This window comes from Rathayibacter sp. AY1E3 (assembly GCF_002932235.1).
Lineage (GTDB): Bacteria > Actinomycetota > Actinomycetes > Actinomycetales > Microbacteriaceae > Rathayibacter.
On sequence record NZ_PSVN01000002.1, the window covers coordinates 42,211 to 62,800 of the forward strand.

Here is a 20,590-nt window from a genome sequence, read left to right on the forward strand (position 1 = left end):
GGGCGCCCGTGCCTGAGCGTCCCGCGCCCGGTGCCGTCGTGCCCCGGGAGCGGGTCTACCCTGATCAGATGCGCGCGGACGACGCCTCCGGGATGGAGGACTGGCCCACCGGCCGGCTGCTCTCCACCGCCTCCCGGATGGTCGAGCACGCCTGGCACGGCGCTCTCGCCGAGATCGGCCTCACCCACGCCGGCCTGATCGTGCTGCACCTCCTGCAGGCGGGTCCCGTCGCGCAGAAGGAGCTGGCCGCCGCGGCCCACGTCGAGGTGCAGACCATGTCGCGCACCATCGAGCGCCTCGAGCGCGAGGGCCACGTCTCGCGCACCACGGATCCGTCGGACCGCCGCCGGCAGCTCGTCGCGCTCACCGACGCGGGCGGCGAGGCCTGGCGCCGGGCGCACCGCCTCGAGGTCGACATGTTCCCGGGCTCGCTCGAGCACGGCCCCCTGCGCGAGGCGCTGCTCGAGATCATCCGCTCGGCCAGCGAGTCGCGCTGGGGCTGACCGCAAGCCCGAGCGGAGCCCGTCCGCGGAGCGCTAGCTTCGTCGGCATGACCTTCAACGACGACTCCCAGCTCAGCGGCGGCAAGGTCCGCCGCCGCGGCCGCACCACCGGCATCGCCGTCGGCGGGGGTGCGGTGGGCGTGGTCGTGCTCGCGCTGCTCTCGCAGCTGCTCGGCGTGAACCTCTCGGGCCTCGGCGAGGTGTTCGGCGGAGGCGGGTCCTCGCCGGAGGGCGTCACCTCCACCGCGGTGGCCTGCGACAGCGGCGCCGACGCGAACACGCAGGTCGACTGCCGCCTCGAGGGTGCGGCCGAGTCGCTCGACCGCTACTGGGGCGAGCAGACGCCGACCCTCGGAGTCGCCTACACGACCCCGACCGGCGTCGACCTGTTCGAGGACAGCACCACCACCGGCTGCGGGAGCGCGACCGCCGCGGTCGGCCCGTTCTACTGCCCGCCGGACCGGACGATCTACCTCGACACCGACTTCTTCGACGAGCTGCGCACCCGGTTCGACACCTCGGGCGGATCGCTCGCGCAGATGTACATCCTCGCCCACGAGTGGGGCCACCACATCCAGAACCTGACCGGCGCGATGGAGTCGGCGGACCGCTCCGGCACCGGCCCCGAGTCGGACTCGGTGCGCCTCGAGCTGCAGGCCGACTGCTTCGCCGGAGCCTGGGTGGGCGACGCCTCGACGGTGCCCGACGAGACCGGCACGCCCTACCTCAAGCCGGTGACGGCGCAGGAGTACCAGGACGCGCTCGGCGCCGCGGCCGCCGTCGGCGACGACCGCATCCAGGAGCAGGCCACCGGCACCGTCGATCCGGAGGGATGGACGCACGGCTCGGCCGAGCAGCGGCAGCGCTGGTTCCAGGCCGGCTTCGAGGGCGACGCCACCAGCTGCGACACCTTCGCGGCCGCGCAGCTCTGACCGGGCGCCGCTGAGGGCTCCTCGCCACTCCCTGGGGACCCGCGCGGGTCAGGACACGGAGTCGGCCGTCTCCTCCATGTACCACTCGGTGAACGAGCGCGCCCGCCCGTCGGGGGCGAAGCGGATGACCCAGAGGTTCAGGTAGGTGCGGTCGCCCGGATAGACGGTGCGCGCCTCCACCACGGCGGTCTCCTCCGTCAGCGCGACCAGGCCCCACGCGAAGGTCGGGTCGGCGGGCTCCTCCTCCGCCAGCCACCACTCCACGATCGCGTCGCGCGGAGTGATCGCGTCGCGGTGCGGCGCCGTGAAGTACTCGGCGTCCTCGGTGAACAGTGCGGCCACGTCTGCCGCGTCGTCCGTGGCCCAGGCCTTCTCGTAGCCGGTGATCCAGCTCTCGATGTCGATCATCCGCCCATCCTCGTCCTGCCCGACGCGCGCGGGAAGGAGGAGGAGGGAACAAAGCGGCGGCCCGAGCTGCTGAGCCCCGAGCCGGTCGAAAGCAGAGCCGAGCGATACGATCCCGCCGACGACGGCCCGCCCGCCGCCGCGGTCCGGGTGCGCGTCCGCCGCCGACACGAAGGACCGCCGTGCCCGACTCCGACAGACGCTCCCTGACCCGCTCGCCGGACCCGCGCCTCATCACCGCCGTCCTCGCCTTCGCGGGCATGAGCGCCTCCTTCATGCAGACGCTGGTCGTCCCGATCCAGTCCGAGCTGCCGACGCTGCTCGGCGCCGACCGCACCGAGACCGCGTGGGTGATCACCGCGACGCTGCTGAGCGCCTGCATCCTCACCCCGGTCTCGGGCCGCCTCGGCGACCTCTACGGCAAGCGGCGGATGGCTGTGGCCGCGCTGGTCGTGCTCGTGATCGGCTCGATCGTGTGCGCCTTCGCGGGGGACGTGTGGACGCTGGTCGTGGGCCGGGCCCTCCAGGGCGCGGTGATGGGCGTCATCCCGCTCGGCATCTCGATCCTCCGCGACACCCTCCACCGCGACCGGCTCCCCGGCGCGATCGCCCTGGTCAGCGCGACCCTCGGCATCGGCGGCGCGCTCGGCCTGCCGCTCAGCGCCCTCATCGCGCAGAACACCGACTGGCACGTCCTGTTCTGGATGTCCGCGGGCCTCGGCGTCCTCGACATCTTCCTCGTCCTCCTGGTCGTGCCGGTGTCGACGCTGCGCTCGCCCGGCACCTTCGACGTGGTCGGCACGATCGGCCTCGCCCTCGGACTGAGCGGCGTGCTGATCGCCGTCTCGCGCGGCAACGACTCCGGCTGGACGAGCCCCGCGATCCTCGGCTCCGGCCTCGGCGGCATCGCCGTCCTGCTCCTCTGGGGCTGGTACGAGTTGCGGCAGGAGAGCCCGCTCGTCGACCTCCGGGTGGCCGCCCGCCCCGCCGTGCTCTTCACCAACCTCGCCTCGGTGGCGGTCGGTTTCGCGTTCTTCGGCGCCCAGATCACGCTGCCGCAGCGCCTCGAGCTGCCGGCCGCGTCGGGCGTCGGCTTCGGCCTGAGCCTGATCGTGGCGAGCCTCGTGCTCGCGCCCTCGGGCCTGGCGATGATGGCCACGTCCCCGCTCGCCGCCCGCCTCTCGGCGCAGTCCGGGCCGCGGCTCGTGCTGATCGCCGGCTCCGGGCTGATCGCGGTCTCGTACCTGCTGATCCTCCCGTTCGGCGGCGAGGTGTGGCAGATCCTGGTGATCAACGCCCTCATCGGTGTCGGCCTGGGCCTCGCCTACGCCGCGATGCCGACGCTCATCATGCACGCCGTCCCCGCCTCGGAGACCGCCGCCGCGAACGGGCTGAACTCGCTGATGCGCACCCTCGGCACGACGCTCTCCTCCGCCGTGACCGCGGGCGTGCTCGCGCAGCTGACCGTGTCCGTCGGCGACGTGCAGCTGCCGAGCTCGCAGGGCTTCGAGACCACGTTCGTGATCGGCGCGATCGGAGCGCTGGTCGCCGTCGCCCTCGGCCTGCTCATCCCGCGGGCGCCCCGCACTGAGGCGCGACCCGCTCTGCCCTGACCGGACCGCGCGTCGTCGGCCGCGAGTGCTCCTCGCTGAGGAGACCTGGTCGCGGCCGGCGACGCGCGTCCGCTACTCGTCCTCGAGAAGCATCCGCTCGATCTGCAGCTCGCGCAGCCGCGTCGAGGCCTGCAGGTTCTCGCGCGCGGCGAGCACCAGGCGGCACAGCAGCACCAGCAGCACGATCGCGAGCACCGCGACGGCCGTCACGACGACTCCGTACAGCGCGGTCAGGACTCCCCAGGTCTGGATCATCCCTCGACGCTACGGAGCCGCGCCCGCCCTCGCGTCCCCCGCTCGGCGGAGAGCGCGGGGCGGGGCGGGCAGCCGGTGCAGGGGCAGTGGACGCGCAGAGCTCGGCCCGCGACGGCTCAGCCCGCGAACGCCCCGCGGTACGCCCGCGCCGGGTGCGTCGCCGGCAGCTCGTCCGTCCCGAACAGCTTGCGGCGCAGCGTCCCCTCGGCGTACTCGGTCTGCGCGAGGCCCCGCTCCTGGAGCACCGGCATCACCCGGTCGACGAACTCCTCGTAGCTGCCGGGCAGGATCCAGTTGACGACGTTGATCCCGTCGATCCCCGCGTCGCGCCAGCCCGCCAGGTGGTCGGCGATCTGCTCGGGAGTGCCGACGACCCGTCCGCGCAGCTTCGCCGAGAGCCGGGCCAGGTCACGGACGGTCGGCTCGCGGTCGGGGGAGGCGTCCCGGATCCACTGCAGGTGGCTCTGGCCGGCGTAGGTCTCGATCGCCGAGAGCGGCAGGTCGGGGTCGAGCTTCTCGCCCGTCGCCGGGTCGAAGCCGAGGTTCGAGTGCACGAGAAAGGCGTCGGAGGAGAGGTACTCGTCGATCTCGCGCTCAGCGCGTCGCGCCTCCTCCTCCGTGTCGCCGGTGATGAAGGAGAGCCCCAGGTAGAAGGAGGGTGCTCCCGCTCCGCGACCGGCCGCCGCGGCGAGGGCCCGCGTGTCCTCGATCAGCTCGCGGGTCTTCTCCGGCGACCCCGAGAACACGAACTGCGCCTCCGCGTTCCGCGCGGCGAAGCGCCGGCCCGCGGGGGAGGAGCCGGCCTGGAAGAGCACGGGCGTGCGCTGGGGCGACGGAGCCGAGAGATGCGGCCCCTGCACGCGGTAGCGCTTCCCGACGTGGTCGATGCGGTGGATGCGCGCCGGGTCGGCGAAGGAGCCGCTCTTGTCGCGCAGGAGCGCGCCGTCGTCCCACGAGCCCTCCCACAGCTTGTAGACCACGTCGAGGTACTCCTGCGCCCAGGCGTAGCGCTCGTCGTGCTCCTCGAGCCGGTCGTAGCCGAAGTTGCGGGCCGCGCCGTCGAGGGCGCTGGTGACGATGTTCCAGGCGATCCGCCCCTTCGAGAGGTGGTCGAGGGTCGAGACCTTCCGGGCGAAGTCGAACGGATGCGACTGCAGCACCGAGCTCGTGAACGCGAAGCCGAGGTGCTCGGTGCTCACCGCCAGGGCCGAGAGCAGCACCGACGGGTCGTTGCTGGGCAGCTGCAGCCCCTCGCGGGCGTTGACGTCCCAGTCGCCGTCCGCCGGACCGTAGAGCCCCGCCACGTCGGCGAAGAACATCGCGTCGAAGCGGCCGCGCTCCAGCGTCCGGGCGAGGTCGATCCAGAGCTGCACGTCGTCGAACTCGTGCTGCCGGGCGTCGGGGTGGCGCCAGAGGCCGTGCTGGATGTGGGAGGCGGTGTTCATGACGAACGCGCAGAAGCGCAGCGGGCGGGGCTCGGTGATCACGCTCCCAGGCTAGGCCGGGCGCCTCCCACCGGTCTCGAACGACTCCGCGCGTAGGGTGTCCGACTGTGGAATCCCGCATCCCCGAACCCGCGCACGCCGTCCCTCCGCTGACGGATGCCGTCGCCGAAGCGCTCGACGCCACCACCGTCGCCGAGATCCGCGCCCTGCGCGACGACTTCGCGCGCTTCATGCTCCAGTACAAGTTCGGGATGGACGAGATCGTCACGAAGGTGTCGATCCTGCAGGAGGAGTTCCGCGAGCTGCAGGAGTACAACCCGATCGAGCACGTCACGAGCCGGCTCAAGTCGGCCGACAGCCTGATCGAGAAGATCGAGCGCAAGGGCTGCGAGACGACCTTCGAGGGCATCGCCGACGCGATCACCGACATCGCCGGCGTGCGGATCACCTGCAGCTTCGTCTCGGACGTCTACCGCGTCTTCGACCTGCTCACCTCGCAGTCCGACGTGACGGTGCTCGAGGTGAAGGACTACATCGCCGAGCCGAAGGAGAACGGCTACAAGAGCCTGCACGCGATCGTCGAGGTGCCGGTGTTCCTCTCCGGCGGATCGGTCGACGTCTGCGTCGAGGTGCAGTTCCGCACCATCGCGATGGACTTCTGGGCGAGCCTGGAGCACAAGATCTACTACAAGTACGACCGCCAGGTCCCGCAGGAGCTCCTCGACGGCCTCGCCGACGCGGCCCGCACCGCCGCCACCCTCGACGCCGACATGGAGCGCCTCCACCGCCAGGTCCGCGGCCCGCTGCCCGGGGCGCGCACCTACGACGTCTGACGTCCAAGGTCGTGTCCGACCATGGCGACTTGCCCCGGAGGTCTGGAGAGGCACTGGTTCGGCCCGATGGATACCTTCATCGACTGCTAGTACGCGAGAGCTGTTTAGTCCAGATTCGCGCCTGATCCGCATCCGAACCCCTCTGAACCCCCTCCCGTGCGGTCCTTGCCCCATAATGGCCGGATGACCGACTCTTCTTCCGGTGACACCGCCGTCGAGCCGCGCAACGTGGATCTTGTTCTAACCTCTGTGCGTCCGCAACGCTTCAAGGCGTCATTCAAGCCTCCCGCAGTTGGGCTCGGACAGTTCAACGTCATCATCGGGCGTAATGGGAGCGGTAAGAGCACGCTACTCGAAGCCTTGCAGTGGCTCGACACCGCAATCCGCAGAGACGCGCGAGAGGCCTGTGATCGCTACTACGGAATCTCCGACTTAATCAATCTCAGGTCGCGATCAACTCCTAATTACTTCCAGATCGATCTAGAATGGTCTGAATCCGATGTAGATCTTCAAGAATTGCCTGACGGATCATTTGCGCCAAAAGCAGGTGCAACCTACTCCATCAAGGTCAAGGATGCAGACGGCGTTCCAGCCGTGCTATCTGAAAGTCTAGACGTAAGAAGTGACAATGAAGAGCGTCAGATAATACGAACGGCTGGGGGGGTCAGGTTTATCGGAAGCGGGGATTCGTCGATCCGCGTCGTCGATCCCGAGCGACTCGCCCTTGCCTTCATTGGTGACACGCAGCTCGACGACCCCGTTGTTCGGGCAATATCAAACTTTTGGTCTCGTGCCGTTTTCTTACGTCTAAGCCCGAACCGGCTAGCGCAGGGTTCGCAGGCGACGAGGAAATCCTTCGCGCCAATGCTCGACGAGGAGGGGCAGCAACTTCCGGCGCTTCTGTTCGAACTCTCTCCTTCTGAGAGAGAAGAGTTGGCGCTAGATATATCTGAGATGATCCGAGGCATACGAAGCGTCGAAGTGTTGGAGTCTGGAACTCGAAACGATACTCGAGTAAATTATAATCTAACAGAGGAGATGCCTTATCGTGGTAGGACTGGTCGATACAAGGTGCCGATTCCTGCTTGGATGCTCTCAGAGGGAACGCGAAGAGTAACCGCCCTTCTGGCCCTTATTCGTCGCAGTCCAACCCCGTCCATCCTCTGCGTAGAGGAAGTCGAGAACGGCCTAGACCCCTGGACAACGCAGCGGATTGTAGAGCATCTCGATGGCGGAGCGGCTGCAGGAATGCAGGTGCTGCTCACAACTCACTCACCCTGGCTCCTCGACCATGTCAGAAGGGACGACATAGTCATGGTCAGGCGCCTATCTGGAGACACGCAGTACGATCGTTTCAACGAGCTGGCAGACGTCAATACTTTCGATCCGAGTCTCCCTGCAGGCGTCGTCTACGCGAATCTCGAGTCGTAACATGAGTCCGTTGCGCGTCGCACTATTTGTTGAGGGGACTGACAGATCAAGCTCGTCAGAAAGCGCCACTGATCCGCTCGCTATTTTGTGGAATCGGGCGGTTTGCCGCCTTGCCGGTATTCCACAATTCGATCATGTCATCGGCTTCTCAAAAGGATCGTTGGTCGCCATGGATCCCGCCAACAGATCCCTCTCGAGTGTTGGTGAGTCGTTTGATCAGCTTTTCTTGCGCAAGCTCACGACCCTCGGCTTCGACGCGGCTGTCGTCGCTTGGGATTTGCATCCCGGATGGAACTCTCGTGCAACGTACTGCCGGTGGAGCGAGACGAAGTCGATTTATGAAGGAATTGCGAACTCACCAGCCGCAATTCCGTCAGCGTGGATGAAGAAGGCTGGTGCTCGATTTGCGGAGATGAATTCGCGAGCGAGTCCTGAAGATCGCGTCGGGCCGCCGCCGCTTGAAGTAAACTCGATTCAGGTCATTTGCATGGACAAGACTTTCGAAGATCTTCTTGTCTTCGATCGTGCAAATATCTTGAGGAGAGCCTTAGAAGTACAGGGTGAACGTGTCAAGGGATGGCCACGCAACTTTGTTGATGCCGAGTTAGGCGTCGGAGCGGCGATCGCCGCGGTGCGGCGGATAAGGCCGAAAAGGCAGGTCGCTAAACTTGTGCGGAACGACTTTCCCGCCGCAAAGCACGAATGGGCCACCTTGATCCTTGAGCGTGCGCTACAAAACGCGGAAGACGCTCAGATGCTTAGAAATCACCCGATTGTGACGAGGCTCAGAGAAGTTTCTGACCGCGATTCGTAAGCCCGTCAGCAGTTAAACCCGTCGTTGTAGCTTTGAGGACGACCCGCGGTAGGGGCGGCAGCGTGTCGGCGCAATCTATTCCGCGCGGGCTTGTCGGCTTCGAGTGAAATCTCGCTTCGTCTAGAGGCGCAGGCGGAGTTCCGATGAAGGAAGATCGATTCATTCGCACGGCAGGCCGCTGATGTGCCTGAGCCCTACGGAGTCAGCAGCGGCAGCAGTGCGAGCAGCAGCACCGCAGAGCCGTTCAGCGTCGCGTGCGAGACGATCGCCGCTCCGAGCCGCCCGGTGATCGTCGCGATCCAGCCGTGCGCGAGTCCCGCGGTGACCGTCGTCACGCCGAGCGTCACGATCGTCGCCGGGTTCACCATCTGGTGCCCGTGCAGCAGAGCGAACACAGCGGTCGACGCCAGCACGCTGAACACCATCGCCCAGATCCGCCGGCCCCGGGTGGGCGGCGCCCACTCCGAGCGCCCGCGCAGCATCCGGTTCCGCACCGCGCGCATCACCACGCCGCGGCAGAGCACCTCCTCGACCAGCGGCGCGACCACGACGGGGATGAGGACCGAGCTCAGCACGAACCACAGCGGGTCGGGGTCGATGTCGAGGTTCCCCTGCGCGTCCTGGAGGAGCGGAGCGAACGCGGCGAGCACGAACAGGATCACGACGCGCACCGCGATGCCGAGCCCGATCCCGATGGGCACGTCGATCCAGCGGAACCGCAGCCCGAAGTCGGCCGCCATCGTGCCCAGCCCCCGCAGCCGCGACGCGGCGAACGGCACGATCAGCGCGACGAGGTAGCTCGCGAGCGCGCCCGCGAAGGCGAGGCCGGCGGAGTAAGGGAGCACTCCGAAGCCGAACAGCAGGATGAGGACGGCCAGCGGCAGGACGATCCCGACGATCGTGAGCACGGCGGTCGGCAGGCCCCACCGCACGCGCGGGTCGGGCAGATAGAGGAGGGAGGAGTAGGGCGCGTGGACCGAGGGCCGAGGCTCGACCGGCCCGGGCGGCTCCGCCTGCCGCGCGGACCCCGGCTGTGGCGTGGGCGTCGGTCCCGAAGGCGCCGGCCACGAAGGCGCCGGCCAGGACGCCGCCGACCCGGAAGGCGCCCTCGCGGAGTCGGGCGCGAGCGTCGCGGGATCGGGCGGCGGGAAGGCGTCGGGTTCCATGGCCGGGCCAGCCTACGCAGACCGCCTGGATGCGATCCGGGCCGCTCGACGCCGGCCCGCCCACGGATCGGCGGCCACGGCGGAGCATCGCGCCGTTGGGCGTGACGACCCCCGGGTACGAAGAAACCCTCGCCATGTAGAAGCTAGACGAGGGTTTCCGTGGCTCCGACGGGCGTCGATCCCGTGACCTCACGATTTTCAGTCGTGCGCTCTACCAACTGAGCTACAGAGCCGTTGCGACGTGACGTCGCTGGAGAAGTGATCTCCTGAAAAAGGCCCTTCCTCTCGGAAGGGCCCCTTTGCGACCCTGACGGGACTTGAACCCGCGACCTCCGCCGTGACAGGGCGGCACGCTAACCAACTGCGCTACAGGGCCTCGTTGCGAAGACAAGCATACTGCCTTCGAGGCTGTTCTATTTTCACGCCCCGGCCCTCTCGAGCCGGTGCACTTGCCGGTGGTGCTGGTATTCCTGGTGGTGCTGGCAATACCGACCCATCCGTGACCCCAACGGGATTCGAACCCGTGCTGCCGCCGTGAAAGGGCGGTGTCCTAGGCCACTAAACGATGGGGCCGGAGACTCGCGGGGCGACCCTGCGGCCGACCCCCCATGACTACCGACACGCAAGCATAGGGGGCCGCGGCGCAGGATGCAAAATCGACGGTTCCGCAGGCGGCGTGCACCCCGTCCGGGGTTGACCCGGGTCTAGGAGATCGGGCAGGGCCGCGGTTAGGGTGGGGCGGAATCGCTCTTCCCACCCACCCGCGCGCCGGAGCCGCACCGCCGCGGAGGGAGGGTCCCCCTATCCCCGAGGTCCCATGCCCCACTCCCTGCGCCGTCCGCGTCCCGCCCGCCTCCCCGGCGCGCCGCGACTCGGGCGACTCCGAGGTGCTGCCCTGGCCTCCGCCGTCGTCGCGCTCGTCGCCGGCCTGCTCGTCGCCACTCCCGCCCAGGCGGTCGAGTACCCGTCCTGGGCCGACGTCGAGGCGGCGAAGGGCGACACGGCCGCCGCCGCCGCTCAGGTCGACCGGATCACGTCCCTGATCGGCGACCTCCAGAGCGAGGTCGCCTCCGCCCAGCAGCTCGCGCAGCAGCGCGGCGACGAGCACTTCGCCGCTCAGCAGGCGTTCGACGAGGCCTCGGACCAGTCGAAGAAGCTCGAGGACCGGGCTGCCGCCAGCGCCGAGGAGGCCGACAAGGCCTCGCAGCAGGCGGGCCTGCTCGCCGCGCAGCTCTACCGCAGCACCGGCACCGACCTGTCCGTCAACATCTTCCTCGACCAGAAGGCCGGCCAGGCCGACCAGCTGCTGTCGAAGATCGGGAGCATGACCAAGCTGGTCGAGCGCTCCTCCGCGATCTACGAGCAGGCCAGCACCGCCCGGAACACCGCGTCCTCCCTCGCCGACCAGGCCGAGGTCGCGCAGACGGAGCGCGAGCGCCTCCGCGTCGCCGCCGAGCAGAAGCTGGCCGAGGCGACCGCCGCCCAGGAGGCGTCCGAGGCCGCGCTCGCCGAGCAGCAGGAGCAGAGCGTCGTGCTCGAGCAGCAGCTCGCCGCGCTCCGCGACACCGAGTCGAAGACCGTGGCCGAGTACGAGGCCGGCGTCGCCGCCCGCGAGGCCGAGCGCCTCCGGAAGCTCGCCGAGGAGGAGGCCGCCCGTCAGGCCGCCGCCCAGGCCGAGGCCGCGCGCCGCGAGGCCGCCCAGGCCGCGGCCGCGTCCAGCGGCGGCAGCGGCGGCGGTGGCGGCGGGTACGTCGCCCCCTCGGGCGGCGGCGGCTCCAGCGCCGTCAGCGACTCCGGCTGGGTCCGCCCTGCCGGGGGCCGCATCACCGGCACCTTCGGCCCGCGCGACAGCATCTCGACCGGCGGAGGGTCCTCCGGCTCGTACCACCGCGGCACCGACCTCGCGGGCGGCTGCGGCATCCCGATCTTCGCGGCGCACAGCGGCACCGTCTCCTACGCGGGCCCCAACGGCACCTACGGCAACTGGGTTCTGATCGACCACGGCAGCGGCATCAGCACCGGCTACGCCCACATCATGTCCGGCGGGATCTACGTCCGCGTCGGCCAGCAGGTCCAGGCGGGCGAGCAGATCGCCGCCGTCGGCTCGACCGGCGCCTCCACCGGCTGCCACCTGCACTTCGAGACCCGCGTCAACGGCTCCGCCGTCGACGCCCAACCTTTCATGGCCCAACGAGGAGTCACCCTTGGCTGACGCACAGACGACCGCACGCACCTTCACCCCGGCACCCCGGGAGCGCGCCTGGAAGGGCCGCCTCCCGCTCGTCATCTCCGCCGCCTTCGCGGTCACGGCGGTCACCGCGTCCCTCGGCATCACCCCGGCCCTCGCCGACGACGCGAAGTACCCCTCGTGGGACGACGTGCAGAACGCCAAGAAGGACGAGGCGAGCAAGCAGGCCGAGATCGACTCGATCACCGGCCTCATCGCGAGCCTGCAGACCGCGGTCGACGAGAAGTCGATCACCGCGATGAAGAAGGCCGAGGCCTGGCGCCAGGCCAAGGAGGCGCTCGACGCCGCTGCGAAGGCCGTCGCCGACCTCGAGGAGAAGGCGACCACCGCCTCCGCCAAGGCCCAGACCTCGAAGATGCGCGCCGGCCTGCTGGCCGCGCACCTCTCTCGCGCCGCCGGCGGCGACCTCTCCGCCAGCCTCGTGGCCAAGGGCAAGGATGCGGGCGACCTGCTCTACCAGCTCGGCGCGATGTCGCAGCTCTCGGAGCAGTCGCAGAAGGTCTACGCCGACGCCCTCGCCGACAAGCAGAACGCGGAGTCGCTCGGCGACCAGGCCGACCTCGCCGTCACCGAGCACCAGGCGCTCTCGGACGAGGCGGACGCAGCCCGCAAGGACGCCGACGCCGCCGCCGAGTCGGCCCGCGCGTCGCTCTCGGCGCAGGAGGAGAAGTCGCAGGAGCTGGTCGCCCAGCTCGCGCTGCTGAAGGACTCCTCGGTCGAGGCCGAGACCCAGTACCTCGCGGGCGAGCAGAAGCGCCAGGCCGACGAGGCCGCCGCCCAGGCGCAGGCCGAGGCGGAGGCCGCCGCTCAGGCGCAGTCCACCGCCCGCTCCGCCCAGCAGCAGTCCTCGGCGCAGGCCGACACCGCCGCCCCGTCGCGTCAGACCGCGTCCCTCCCGCAGCCCGCCGCTCCGCAGCCCGCGCAGCAGCAGCCGGCTCCGGCTCCGGCTCCGGCCCAGCCCGCTGCTCAGCCGATCGCCGAGCCGGCGGCTCAGCCGCTCCCGCAGCCGGTCACCGCTCCGGTCCTGGTGCCGACCAGCGGCGCCGTCGAGAACGCGATCTCGTACGCGATGGCGCAGCTCGGCGAGGAGTACGTCCTCGGCGGCATGGGCCCGGACCAGTGGGACTGCTCGGGCCTCACCAAGGCCTCCTACGCGTCCTCGGGCATCTACATCGGCACCCACTCGGCGACGAACCAGTACAACACGATGGCTGGCGCCGGCAAGCTCGTCCCCTACAGCCAGCGCCAGCGCGGCGACCTGATCTTCTGGGGTGGCGGCGGGGACTACTACCACGTGGCCATCTACCTCGGGAACAACCAGATCATCGAGGCCGCCGACTACGGCAAGCCCGTGCGCATCTGGAACACCTGGGGCACGCCCGCCGGCATGGTCGGCCGCCCGGCCGCCTGAGCCGCGGCCGCACCGCGAAACGAGAGAACCCCCTCCTGTCGAGACGACGGGAGGGGGTTCCTTCGTTGATGCGAGGGGTCAGTGACCCTCTTCGGCCAGCTTCTTGATGCCGTCCTGGACGATCTGCTCCGCCTCGGCGGCGTCGCCCCACGCGTCGACCTTGACCCACTTGCCGGGCTCGAGGTCCTTGTAGCGCTCGAAGAAGTGCTTGATCTCGTTCTTCGTCTGCTCCGGGACGTCGCCGATGTCCTGGATGTGCTGCCAGCGCGGGTCCTTCGCGGGGACCACGATCACCTTCGCGTCGGAGCCGGCCTCGTCGCTCATGTTGAGCACGCCGACCGGGCGGACGGAGACGCCCACGCCCGGGAAGACGGGGTACTCGAGCAGCACCAGCGCGTCGACCGGGTCGCCGTCGAGGCCGAGGGTGTTCTCGAAGTACCCGTAGTCCGTCGGGTAGACGAAGGAGGTGAAGAGCACGCGGTCGAGGTAGACGCGACCGGTCTCGTGGTCGACCTCGTACTTGTTGCGGCTCCCCTTGGGGATCTCGACGACGACGTCGTATGCGGCCATGCTCTCTCCTTGAGTCGGTGGCGCCGTGAGCGGCGCATCGGCGGACGGATCGGCCTCCGGAACGCTCGCGCGGGTGCGCGCGCGGGAGGGGCGGATCGCTGGCATTACGTTACTTGATGTGCCCGATCGCCCCCGCCTGACCCCCGCTGTCGCCGATCTGCGGCGGGCGGTGCGCGAGAGCCTCGACGGGCTCGACCCCGGAGCGCTCGTGCTGGTCGCGCTGAGCGGGGGAGCGGACTCGCTCGCGCTCGCGGCGGCGGTCGCCTTCGAGGCCCCGCGGGGCGGGAGGCGGGCCGGCGCGGTGATCGTCGACCACGGGCTGCAGGAGGCGTCGGCGGAGGTCGCGCGGCGGGCCGCGGAGCAGGCGCACGGGCTGGGGCTCGCGCCGGTGCTGCGCGAGGTGGTGACGGTGTCCGCCGAGGGCGGTCCGGAGGCGGCCGCCCGCAGCGCGCGCTACCGCGCCTTCGACGACGCGCTGACCGCGACGGGCGCCGCCGCGATCCTCCTGGGCCACACCCTCGACGACCAGGCCGAGACGGTGCTGCTGGGGCTCGCCCGCGGAGCCGGTGCGGCCTCGCTGCACGGGATGGCGCCGGTCAGCGGGCCGCTGAGGCGGCCGCTCCTCGGCCTGCGGCGCGAGACGACCCGCCTCGCCTGCTCCGACCAGGGGCTCGTGCCGTGGGACGACCCGCACAACGACGACCCCCGCTACTCGCGGGTCCGGGTGCGGAACCGCGTGCTGCCCGTGCTGGAGGACGAGCTGGGGCCGGGAGTGGCGCAGGCTCTGGCGCGCACCGCCGAGCAGCTGCGGGAGGACGGGGACGCGCTCGACGCGCTCGCCCTCGACTGGGCGCTCGAGCTGGTGGGCCAGGACGAGGCGGGGCACGTCACGGTCGACGCGCGCGGGCTCGCCGCGGACCCGCCGGCGCTGCGGCAGCGGATCATCCGCCTGGTCGTGGCGAACGAGTTCGGAGTCGCGCTCTCGCGCTCGCAGACGCTGGCGGTCGCCGCGCTGGTCACCGACTGGCACGGCCAGAAGGGCGTCGACCTCCCCGGCGTCCTCGCCACCCGCCGCGGCACCACCCTCGTCTTCGCACCCGCGGCCCCCTGACCCCGCACCCGCCTCCCCCTGACCCTGTCCCCGCGACGCCGGTCCCCGCGAGACGCCCGACCCCTCCCCGCGAGATGCCGCTCCGGCACGCGACTCGCCGACGGAGGTGTACCGGAGCGGAGTCTCGCGGAGGGGAGAGGGGGGTCGGTCACCCGTAGAGTGGCCGGGTGGAAGCAGCCGACATCGCCGACGACATCACCGAGGTCCTCTACACCGAGGCCGAGATCCACGAGCGGATCCGCGCCCTGGCCCGCGCCATCGAGCGCGACTACGCGGGCGAGAATTTGCTCATCGTCGGGGTGCTGCGCGGCGCCGTGATGGTGATGGCCGATCTGGCCCGCGAGCTCAAGCTCGACATCGTCATGGACTGGATGGCCGTCTCGTCCTACGGGAGCGGCACCAAGTCCTCCGGCGTCGTGCGGATCCTGAAGGACCTCGACTCCGACATCACGAACCGCAAGGTGCTGATCGTCGAGGACATCATCGACTCCGGCCTCACGCTCTCGTGGCTGCAAGGCAATCTCCGCAGCCGCGGCGCCGAGTCCGTCGAGATCTGCGCGCTCTTCCGCAAGCCCGCGGCCGCCAAGGTCGAGGTCGACGTGGCCTACGTCGGCTTCGACATCCCGAACGAGTTCGTGATCGGCTACGGGCTCGACTACGCCGAGCGCTACCGCAACCTCCGCGATGTCGCCGTCCTCGCCCCGCACGTCTACGAGTAGCCCCGCGGACACCGCGCAGGAGAGCCTCGAGCGGCTCTTCGCGGTGCCCCTGCTGGGCTACCACATGAGCTACCCGACCTCGCTGCGGGCCGACCTCGAGTTCAACTACTGGTGGCTCGCGCACGCGATCGACGCGGCCGTCGACGCCTTCGAGCGCACGGGCGACGAGGCGCACCTGGAGCGGGCCCGGCGGATCCATCGCGCGATCCGCCTCCGCAACGGCGGGCGCCTGGTCAACGGCTACTTCGACGACATGATGTGGCTCGGTGGCGCGCTCGCCCGCCTCGGGGAGGCCTCGGGCGACCCGCGCTTCCTCGACCGGGCCGACCGCCTGTGGCGCTTCGCCGTCGCGAAGGGCTGGAACCTCCGCCACGGGGCGAGCCTCGCCTGGCGCCGCCGGCAGCTGGACTACAAGAACGCGCCCGCGAACGGCCCGTTCGCGATCCTCGGCGCGCGCCTGGAGCGGCTGCGGCCCGACGGCCGGGAGGAGCTCTCGCGCGCCGCCCTCGACTGGATGCACGTGCGCCTCCGCGACGACGACACCGGCTTCGTCGCAGACGGCATCGGCCGCGAGGGAGGCTCCGCGCGCGACGACTGGGCCTTCAGCTACAACCACGCCGTCTACATCGGCGCGGCGCTCGCCCTGCACCGCCTGCGGCCCGACCCCCGCCTGGTCGCCCACGCCTCCCGCACGGCCGAGGACCTGCTGGACCGGCTCGCCCCCGACGGCGTCTTCGTCGACCAGGGATCGGGGGACGGTGCCCTGTTCGGCGGCATCGCCTACCGGCACCTCGTCGACCTCGCCACGACGAGCGGAGTCGCGCCCGCGGTGGCCGCCCGCCTCCGCGGCTTCGTCGCCGGCAGCGTCGCCGCGCTGCAGAGCTCGAGCGTCCGCCGCGGCGTGCTGCTGGCCGGGCCCCGCTGGGACGCGCCTCCGTCGCTGCCCGCCACGCTCTCGGCCGAGATCGGCGCCGTGCTCGCCCTGGAGGCGTCAGCGCGACTGGACCGGTCGCCGGTGCCGTCAGACTGACGGGGTGAAGGCACCCGAGAAGCGCACCGTCGCCGTCGTGATCAACCCGAGCAAGTTCGACGACGTCGGCGCCGCGGAGGACCTGGTCGCGACGATCGCGCGCCGCCACGGCTGGAACGAGCCGCTCTGGTTCGAGACCAGCCCGGGCGACTCCGGTGCCGCCGCGGCCCGCGCCGCACTCGAGGCGGGCCCGGACCTGGTCTGCTCGATGGGAGGCGACGGCACCGTCCGCGCCGTCGCCACGGTGCTGCGGGGGACCGGCGTCCCCTACGGCCTGCTGCCCAGCGGCACGGGCAACCTCCTCGCGCGGAACCTCGGGATCCCGCTCGGCTCGCTGCCCGAGGCGGTCGAGATCGCCCTGCTCGGGCAGGACCGCGCCATCGACGTGGGCACGGCCGCGTTCGACGACGGCGAGGAGCGGGTGTTCATGGTGATGGGCGGGGTGGGCCTGGACGCCGAGATCATGGACAAGACGGACGAGGAGCTGAAGAAGCGGGTGGGCTGGGGCGCCTACTTCGCGGCGGGGGCGCCGGCGATGTTCAAGGCCGGATTCGAGGTGACCCTCACGATCGACGGCGCGGAGGAGCCTCCGCAGCGCTGCTTCATGGTGCTGGCCTGCAACTGCAGCTCCGTGGTCGCGAACATCGAGCTGGCCGCCGGAGCCGTGCTCGACGACGGCGACCTGGAGCTGGTGCTGCTGCGTCGGCGCTTCGGCCTCGCGCTGGACGTGGCGACCGGCAACCGCAACGGGCTCGCCTCGCTCCGGCAGTGGCCCGGCCGCGAGTTCTCGTTCGAGCTCGACCAGCCGGTGCTCGCCGAGCTGGACGGCGATCCGGTCGGCCGCACCCGCTCCGGGCGCTTCGGCGTGGATCCGGGCGCCCTGCTCGTGCGCCTGCCGGTGCCGACGCCCCGGAGCCCGGGACTGACTCCGCACGACTCGGTGATCGTCGACACGTCCGCCATCTCGACGCTGCTCCCGGAGCCGCCCTCCTCCTGACGCTTGCGCGCTCTTCTTTACGGTTGTAAGTTATCTGACGGACGTAAAGAAGGCGCTCCTCGCGCCGGGAAGAAGGACCCCGTGACCGATCCGCGGCTCACCCGCTCGCGCGAGCTCCTGCTCGCCTCGATCACGACGGCCCTCGACCGCCCGGGCGACGACCAGCCCTCCATCACGGAGCTCTGCGGCGCCGCGGGCGTCAGCCGCCCCACGTTCTACCAGCACTTCGGCGATGTGCCGTCCCTGATCGAGGCCGCCGCGGTGGAGCGGATGCACGCGCTGTTCGGCGACGTCGCTCCCGGCACCGCCCCCGCGGACTGGGAGGGCGCGGTCCCCCGCATCGTCCGCGGGCTCCTCGAGGGCCTGCTCGTGCACGCCGACTTCTACCGCCGCGTGCTGAGCGGAGGCACGGCCCGCGCCGTGCAGGAGTCGGTCGTCGCGTTCCTCGCGCAGCGGCTCCTCGCCTTCTCGCCCCTCGCCGAGCGCGGATCGGGCGGCGGCGACCACGCCCGCGTCGAGCGCTTCGCCGTCCTCCTCGCCGCCGGCACCACCTGGCTGGTCGTCGGCTGGCTCCTCGACGGCGACGCCCGCCGTCCCGTGGCCTCGGCCTCCGCCGACATCGCCGAGCTCCTCGTCACCGGAGTCGCCTCGCCGCGGCTCGCCGCCCTGCACTCCACGAAGTAGAAGGACCATGACCACCTCCCCGCTCCGCCGCGCCCTGCGCGCCGTGAACCCGCGCCTCGTCGTCGTCTTCGCCGCGATCGCGCTCATCCCGCTGATCTACGCGGGACTGCTGACCTCGGCCAACCTCGATCCCACGCACCACCTCGACACGGTGCCCGCCGCGATCGTCAACGAGGACACCGGCGCGACTGCCTCGGACGGCTCCGCGCTCGCCCTCGGCGACGACCTGACCGAGCAGCTCACCACCGACACGTCCGGCTCGGACTTCGCCTGGACGGCGACCGGTGCCGACGAGGCGTCCCGTGAGCTCGCCTCCGGCGACGTCCTCGCCGTGCTGACGGTGCCGGCCGGCTTCTCGGCCGACGTCGCCTCTGTCGGCGGCGACGACCCCGCCGCGGCCGTGCAGGCGAAGCTGTCGATCGAGACGAACGACGCGGCCAACCTGATCGTCGGCAACATCGCCTCCACCATCGGCACCACCGTGACGAAGACGCTGGAGGAGAAGGTCGGCGCGACCTACCTCGAGAACGTCTACCTCGGCTTCACCGATGTGCACTCGAGCCTCGAGCAGGCGGCCGACGGCGCCGCTCAGCTGGCGGACGGCGCCGGGACCGCCGCGTCCGGCTCCTCCGAGCTGGTCGTCGGGCTCGCGCAGCTGCAGGACGGCACCGCGCAGCTGGCGACCGGCGCCGACTCCCTCCGCTCGGGCGCGGGGAGCGCGGCCTCCGGAGCGTCCGACCTCTCGTCGGGACTCCAGCGGATCGCGAGCGGGACCGGGCAGCTGCCCGACCAGGCGGCGGCGCTCGACACGGGAGCCCGCACGGTCGCCGACGGCGCCCAGCAGCTCGACGGCGGAGCGGCGTCGCTCGCCTCGGGCGCCACCGACCTCGCCGCGGGGACGTCGACCCTGAAGGACGGCGCGGCCTCGGCGGCGTCCGGCGCCGAGGCGCTGGCCACCGGGTCCGCCTCCCTCTCCGACGGAGCGGGGAAGGCCCTCGCAGGAGCCCAGCAGCTCGCGACCGGCGCGGGAGCGCTCGCGACCGCCACTCCGCAACTCGCCACCGGGGCGACCGGCGTCGACTCCGGCCTCGCCTCCCTGCTCTCGCGGTACGACTCGCTGTCCGACGCCCAGCGCGTGGCCGAACTGACCGCCCTCGAGCAGGGTGCGGCCGCTCTCGCGGGCGGAGCCGCCTCGGCGGACGCGGGCGCGCAGACGCTCGCCTCCGGTGCGACCGCGCTCGTCGGCGACGACGGCAGCGGACTGACGGCGCTCGCCGCCGGTGCCGCCACGGTCTCGGGCGGAGTCGCCGACCTCGCGACCGGCACCGCCGCTCTGTCCACCGGGGCGACCTCCGCCGCAGACGGCGCCCAGAAGCTGCAGACCGGTGCGCAGGCCCTCGCCCAGGGAGCTGCGACCCTCGACGGCGGAGCCGCGCAGGTCGCCGGCGGAGTGGACACCCTCTCCGGCGCGGTCGGCCCGCTCACCAGCGGAATCGCCTCCGCGGCCGCCGGCGCCTCCGACCTCGCCTCCGGGACGGCCGCCCTCGCGACGGGCGCCTCGGACCTCGCGGACGGCGCCGAGACCGCCGCGACCGGCTCGGCCGACGCGGCCACCGGTTCGCAGGACCTCGCCGACGGGATCGACTCGCTCGCCTCCGGATCGCGCACCCTCGACACGAAGCTCTCGGACGGCGCGGACGACGTGCCCACCTACACCGGCGAGCAGGCTCAGGAGCTCAGCACCGTCGCGGCCGCCCCGGTCGGGATCGACGCCGAGCGGATGAACCGCGTGCCGTCCTACGGCTACGGCCTCGCCCCCTACTTCATGGCGCTCGCGCTCTGGGTCGGCGCGCTCGCCTTCTACCTGATGAGCGCCCCGCTCAGCTCCCGCCTCCTCGCCGCGCGCCGTCCCGCCTGGGTCATCGCGCTGCGCAGCTACCTGCCCGGTGCGCTGATGGCGGTCGCCCAAAGCGTCCTGGCCGCGCTCGTCATCCGCTTCGGAGTGGGCGTCGAGGCGTCGAACCTGCCCGGGCTGATCGGGATCGCCGTGCTCACGAGCCTCACCTTCGTGGCGATCAACCAGGCGCTGATCGCGCTGCTGGACGCCCCGGGCCGGTTCCTGGCGCTGCTGATGATCGTGTTGCAGCTGTCCTCGGCCGGAGGCACCTACCCGGTCGAGACCGCGCCCGCCTTCTTCCAGGCGATCCACGGCGTGCTGCCGCTGACCTGGACGGTGGAGGCGTTCCGCTCGCTGATCGCCGGCGGCAGCATCGGAGTCGCGCACGCGGTCCTGGTGCTCGTGCTCTGGCTGGTCGGGGCGCTCGCCGTGACCGTGCTGGCCGCCGCCCGCCGCCGCCGTGGCCTCGTGCCCGCCCTCCGCGACCCGGAGCCCCTCCTCGAGTCGGCCTGACCCGGCCGGGCGG

The 20,590-nt window shown here is 71.1% G+C and carries 19 protein-coding genes and 3 tRNA genes; 14 read left to right on the forward strand and 8 right to left on the reverse strand.

Annotation, left to right across the window (positions count from 1 at the left end):
* The first annotated feature begins 68 nt into the window (after positions 1 to 68).
* Together C5C53_RS01655 and C5C53_RS01660 are read left to right on the forward strand one after the other, a co-directional pair.
* Positions 69 to 503, forward strand: coding sequence for a MarR family winged helix-turn-helix transcriptional regulator (locus tag C5C53_RS01655; protein WP_104224399.1), 435 nt, complete (start codon positions 69 to 71; stop codon positions 501 to 503).
* Positions 504 to 550: 47 nt separating this feature from the next.
* The gene (locus C5C53_RS01660) at positions 551 to 1,435 is read left to right on the forward strand and encodes a neutral zinc metallopeptidase (protein ID WP_104224400.1); all 885 of its coding nucleotides are present in this window, start codon (positions 551 to 553) and stop codon (positions 1,433 to 1,435) included.
* A 48-nt stretch (positions 1,436 to 1,483) separates the two neighbouring features.
* Here the strand turns inward: C5C53_RS01660 and C5C53_RS01665 are convergent, their stop codons facing one another.
* On the reverse strand, positions 1,484 to 1,843 hold the full coding sequence (locus tag C5C53_RS01665) for a nuclear transport factor 2 family protein (RefSeq protein WP_104266647.1): 360 nt from the start codon (positions 1,841 to 1,843) through the stop codon (positions 1,484 to 1,486).
* A 179-nt stretch (positions 1,844 to 2,022) separates the two neighbouring features.
* On the opposite strand from C5C53_RS01665, the gene C5C53_RS01670 reads away from it, so the two are divergent.
* Entirely contained in the window at positions 2,023 to 3,453 is a 1,431-nt protein-coding gene (locus C5C53_RS01670) for an MFS transporter (protein ID WP_258075349.1), read from the forward strand.
* A 72-nt stretch (positions 3,454 to 3,525) separates the two neighbouring features.
* On the opposite strand, the gene C5C53_RS01675 is transcribed toward C5C53_RS01670, so the two are convergent.
* Entirely contained in the window at positions 3,526 to 3,708 is a 183-nt protein-coding gene (locus C5C53_RS01675; protein ID WP_104224402.1) for a hypothetical protein, read from the reverse strand.
* Between the two features lie 116 nt (positions 3,709 to 3,824).
* Positions 3,825 to 5,153, reverse strand: coding sequence for an NtaA/DmoA family FMN-dependent monooxygenase (locus C5C53_RS01680; protein WP_374953130.1), 1,329 nt, complete (start codon positions 5,151 to 5,153; stop codon positions 3,825 to 3,827).
* 230 nt (positions 5,154 to 5,383) lie between these two features.
* Between C5C53_RS01680 and C5C53_RS01685 the strand changes: the two genes are divergently transcribed.
* From C5C53_RS01685 to C5C53_RS16740, 3 genes are all read left to right on the forward strand, one after another.
* The gene (locus tag C5C53_RS01685; RefSeq protein WP_104234325.1) at positions 5,384 to 5,986 is read left to right on the forward strand and encodes a GTP pyrophosphokinase family protein; all 603 of its coding nucleotides are present in this window, start codon (positions 5,384 to 5,386) and stop codon (positions 5,984 to 5,986) included.
* Positions 5,987 to 6,169: 183 nt separating this feature from the next.
* Positions 6,170 to 7,417 carry an AAA family ATPase gene (locus tag C5C53_RS01690; RefSeq protein ID WP_104266648.1) on the forward strand — a complete coding sequence of 416 codons (1,248 nt, stop codon included), beginning with the start codon at positions 6,170 to 6,172 and terminating at the stop codon, positions 7,415 to 7,417.
* 1 nt (position 7,418) lies between these two features.
* On the forward strand, positions 7,419 to 8,231 hold the full coding sequence (locus tag C5C53_RS16740; RefSeq protein ID WP_146084625.1) for a hypothetical protein: 813 nt from the start codon (positions 7,419 to 7,421) through the stop codon (positions 8,229 to 8,231).
* 194 nt (positions 8,232 to 8,425) lie between these two features.
* On the opposite strand, the gene C5C53_RS01695 is transcribed toward C5C53_RS16740, so the two are convergent.
* The 4 genes from C5C53_RS01695 to C5C53_RS01715 all read right to left on the reverse strand — a co-directional run bounded on the left by C5C53_RS01695 (position 8,426) and on the right by C5C53_RS01715 (position 9,970).
* Positions 8,426 to 9,163: a CPBP family intramembrane glutamic endopeptidase gene (locus tag C5C53_RS01695; RefSeq protein WP_104266649.1), complete on the reverse strand. Its 738-nt coding sequence runs from the start codon at positions 9,161 to 9,163 to the stop codon at positions 8,426 to 8,428.
* A 394-nt stretch (positions 9,164 to 9,557) separates the two neighbouring features.
* Positions 9,558 to 9,630, reverse strand: a tRNA-Phe gene (locus C5C53_RS01705).
* 69 nt (positions 9,631 to 9,699) lie between these two features.
* Positions 9,700 to 9,773: transfer RNA gene (locus tag C5C53_RS01710), tRNA-Asp, on the reverse strand.
* Positions 9,774 to 9,897: 124 nt separating this feature from the next.
* A tRNA-Glu gene (locus C5C53_RS01715) sits at positions 9,898 to 9,970 on the reverse strand.
* 244 nt (positions 9,971 to 10,214) lie between these two features.
* Here C5C53_RS01715 and C5C53_RS01720 point away from each other — a divergent pair.
* Complete coding sequence (locus tag C5C53_RS01720; RefSeq protein WP_104266651.1) at positions 10,215 to 11,609, forward strand: peptidoglycan DD-metalloendopeptidase family protein; 1,395 nt, start codon at positions 10,215 to 10,217, stop codon at positions 11,607 to 11,609.
* Complete coding sequence (locus C5C53_RS01725; protein ID WP_104266652.1) at positions 11,602 to 13,056, forward strand: C40 family peptidase; 1,455 nt, start codon at positions 11,602 to 11,604, stop codon at positions 13,054 to 13,056. Before C5C53_RS01720 ends, C5C53_RS01725 begins: the two co-directional genes overlap by 8 nt.
* A gap of 78 nt (positions 13,057 to 13,134) precedes the next feature.
* On the opposite strand, the gene ppa is transcribed toward C5C53_RS01725, so the two are convergent.
* On the reverse strand, positions 13,135 to 13,626 hold the full coding sequence (ppa, locus tag C5C53_RS01730; RefSeq protein WP_068255683.1) for an inorganic diphosphatase: 492 nt from the start codon (positions 13,624 to 13,626) through the stop codon (positions 13,135 to 13,137).
* 118 nt (positions 13,627 to 13,744) lie between these two features.
* Here ppa and tilS point away from each other — a divergent pair, with 118 nt between their 5' ends.
* The 6 genes from tilS (at position 13,745) to C5C53_RS01760 (ending at position 20,577) form a co-directional block, all read left to right on the forward strand.
* Complete coding sequence (gene tilS, locus C5C53_RS01735; protein WP_104266653.1) at positions 13,745 to 14,737, forward strand: tRNA lysidine(34) synthetase TilS; 993 nt, start codon at positions 13,745 to 13,747, stop codon at positions 14,735 to 14,737.
* A 167-nt stretch (positions 14,738 to 14,904) separates the two neighbouring features.
* The gene (gene hpt, locus C5C53_RS01740) at positions 14,905 to 15,456 is read left to right on the forward strand and encodes a hypoxanthine phosphoribosyltransferase (RefSeq protein WP_104238400.1); all 552 of its coding nucleotides are present in this window, start codon (positions 14,905 to 14,907) and stop codon (positions 15,454 to 15,456) included.
* A gap of 43 nt (positions 15,457 to 15,499) precedes the next feature.
* Positions 15,500 to 16,486 (forward strand): glycoside hydrolase family 76 protein, encoded by a 987-nt coding sequence (locus C5C53_RS01745; RefSeq protein ID WP_181127694.1) that lies wholly within the window; start codon positions 15,500 to 15,502, stop codon positions 16,484 to 16,486.
* 4 nt (positions 16,487 to 16,490) lie between these two features.
* Complete coding sequence (locus C5C53_RS01750) at positions 16,491 to 17,483, forward strand: diacylglycerol kinase family protein (RefSeq protein WP_104226014.1); 993 nt, start codon at positions 16,491 to 16,493, stop codon at positions 17,481 to 17,483.
* A gap of 81 nt (positions 17,484 to 17,564) precedes the next feature.
* Positions 17,565 to 18,167 (forward strand): TetR/AcrR family transcriptional regulator, encoded by a 603-nt coding sequence (locus C5C53_RS01755; RefSeq protein ID WP_104266655.1) that lies wholly within the window; start codon positions 17,565 to 17,567, stop codon positions 18,165 to 18,167.
* Positions 18,168 to 18,174: 7 nt separating this feature from the next.
* A complete protein-coding gene (locus C5C53_RS01760) occupies positions 18,175 to 20,577 on the forward strand; it encodes a YhgE/Pip domain-containing protein (RefSeq protein ID WP_104266656.1) in 2,403 nt (800 codons plus the stop codon).
* Positions 20,578 to 20,590: the final 13 nt, after the last annotated feature.

What these genes read in the sequence shown, in the direction of transcription:
- C5C53_RS01685 (WP_104234325.1), top strand. Translation starts at nt 5,384, where the DNA reads ATGCTCCAGTACAAGTTCGGGATGGACGAGATCGTCACGAAGGTGTCG.
- C5C53_RS01665 (WP_104266647.1), bottom strand. Translation starts at nt 1,843, where the DNA reads ATGATCGACATCGAGAGCTGGATCACCGGCTACGAGAAGGCCTGGGCC.
- C5C53_RS01680 (WP_374953130.1), bottom strand. Translation starts at nt 5,153, where the DNA reads ATGAACACCGCCTCCCACATCCAGCACGGCCTCTGGCGCCACCCCGAC.
- C5C53_RS01660 (WP_104224400.1), top strand. Translation starts at nt 551, where the DNA reads ATGACCTTCAACGACGACTCCCAGCTCAGCGGCGGCAAGGTCCGCCGC.
- C5C53_RS01720 (WP_104266651.1), top strand. Translation starts at nt 10,215, where the DNA reads ATGCCCCACTCCCTGCGCCGTCCGCGTCCCGCCCGCCTCCCCGGCGCG.
- C5C53_RS01675 (WP_104224402.1), bottom strand. Translation starts at nt 3,708, where the DNA reads ATGATCCAGACCTGGGGAGTCCTGACCGCGCTGTACGGAGTCGTCGTG.
- C5C53_RS01760 (WP_104266656.1), top strand. Translation starts at nt 18,175, where the DNA reads ATGACCACCTCCCCGCTCCGCCGCGCCCTGCGCGCCGTGAACCCGCGC.
- C5C53_RS01655 (WP_104224399.1), top strand. Translation starts at nt 69, where the DNA reads ATGCGCGCGGACGACGCCTCCGGGATGGAGGACTGGCCCACCGGCCGG.
- ppa (WP_068255683.1), bottom strand. Translation starts at nt 13,626, where the DNA reads ATGGCCGCATACGACGTCGTCGTCGAGATCCCCAAGGGGAGCCGCAAC.
- C5C53_RS01690 (WP_104266648.1), top strand. Translation starts at nt 6,170, where the DNA reads ATGACCGACTCTTCTTCCGGTGACACCGCCGTCGAGCCGCGCAACGTG.
- C5C53_RS16740 (WP_146084625.1), top strand. Translation starts at nt 7,419, where the DNA reads ATGAGTCCGTTGCGCGTCGCACTATTTGTTGAGGGGACTGACAGATCA.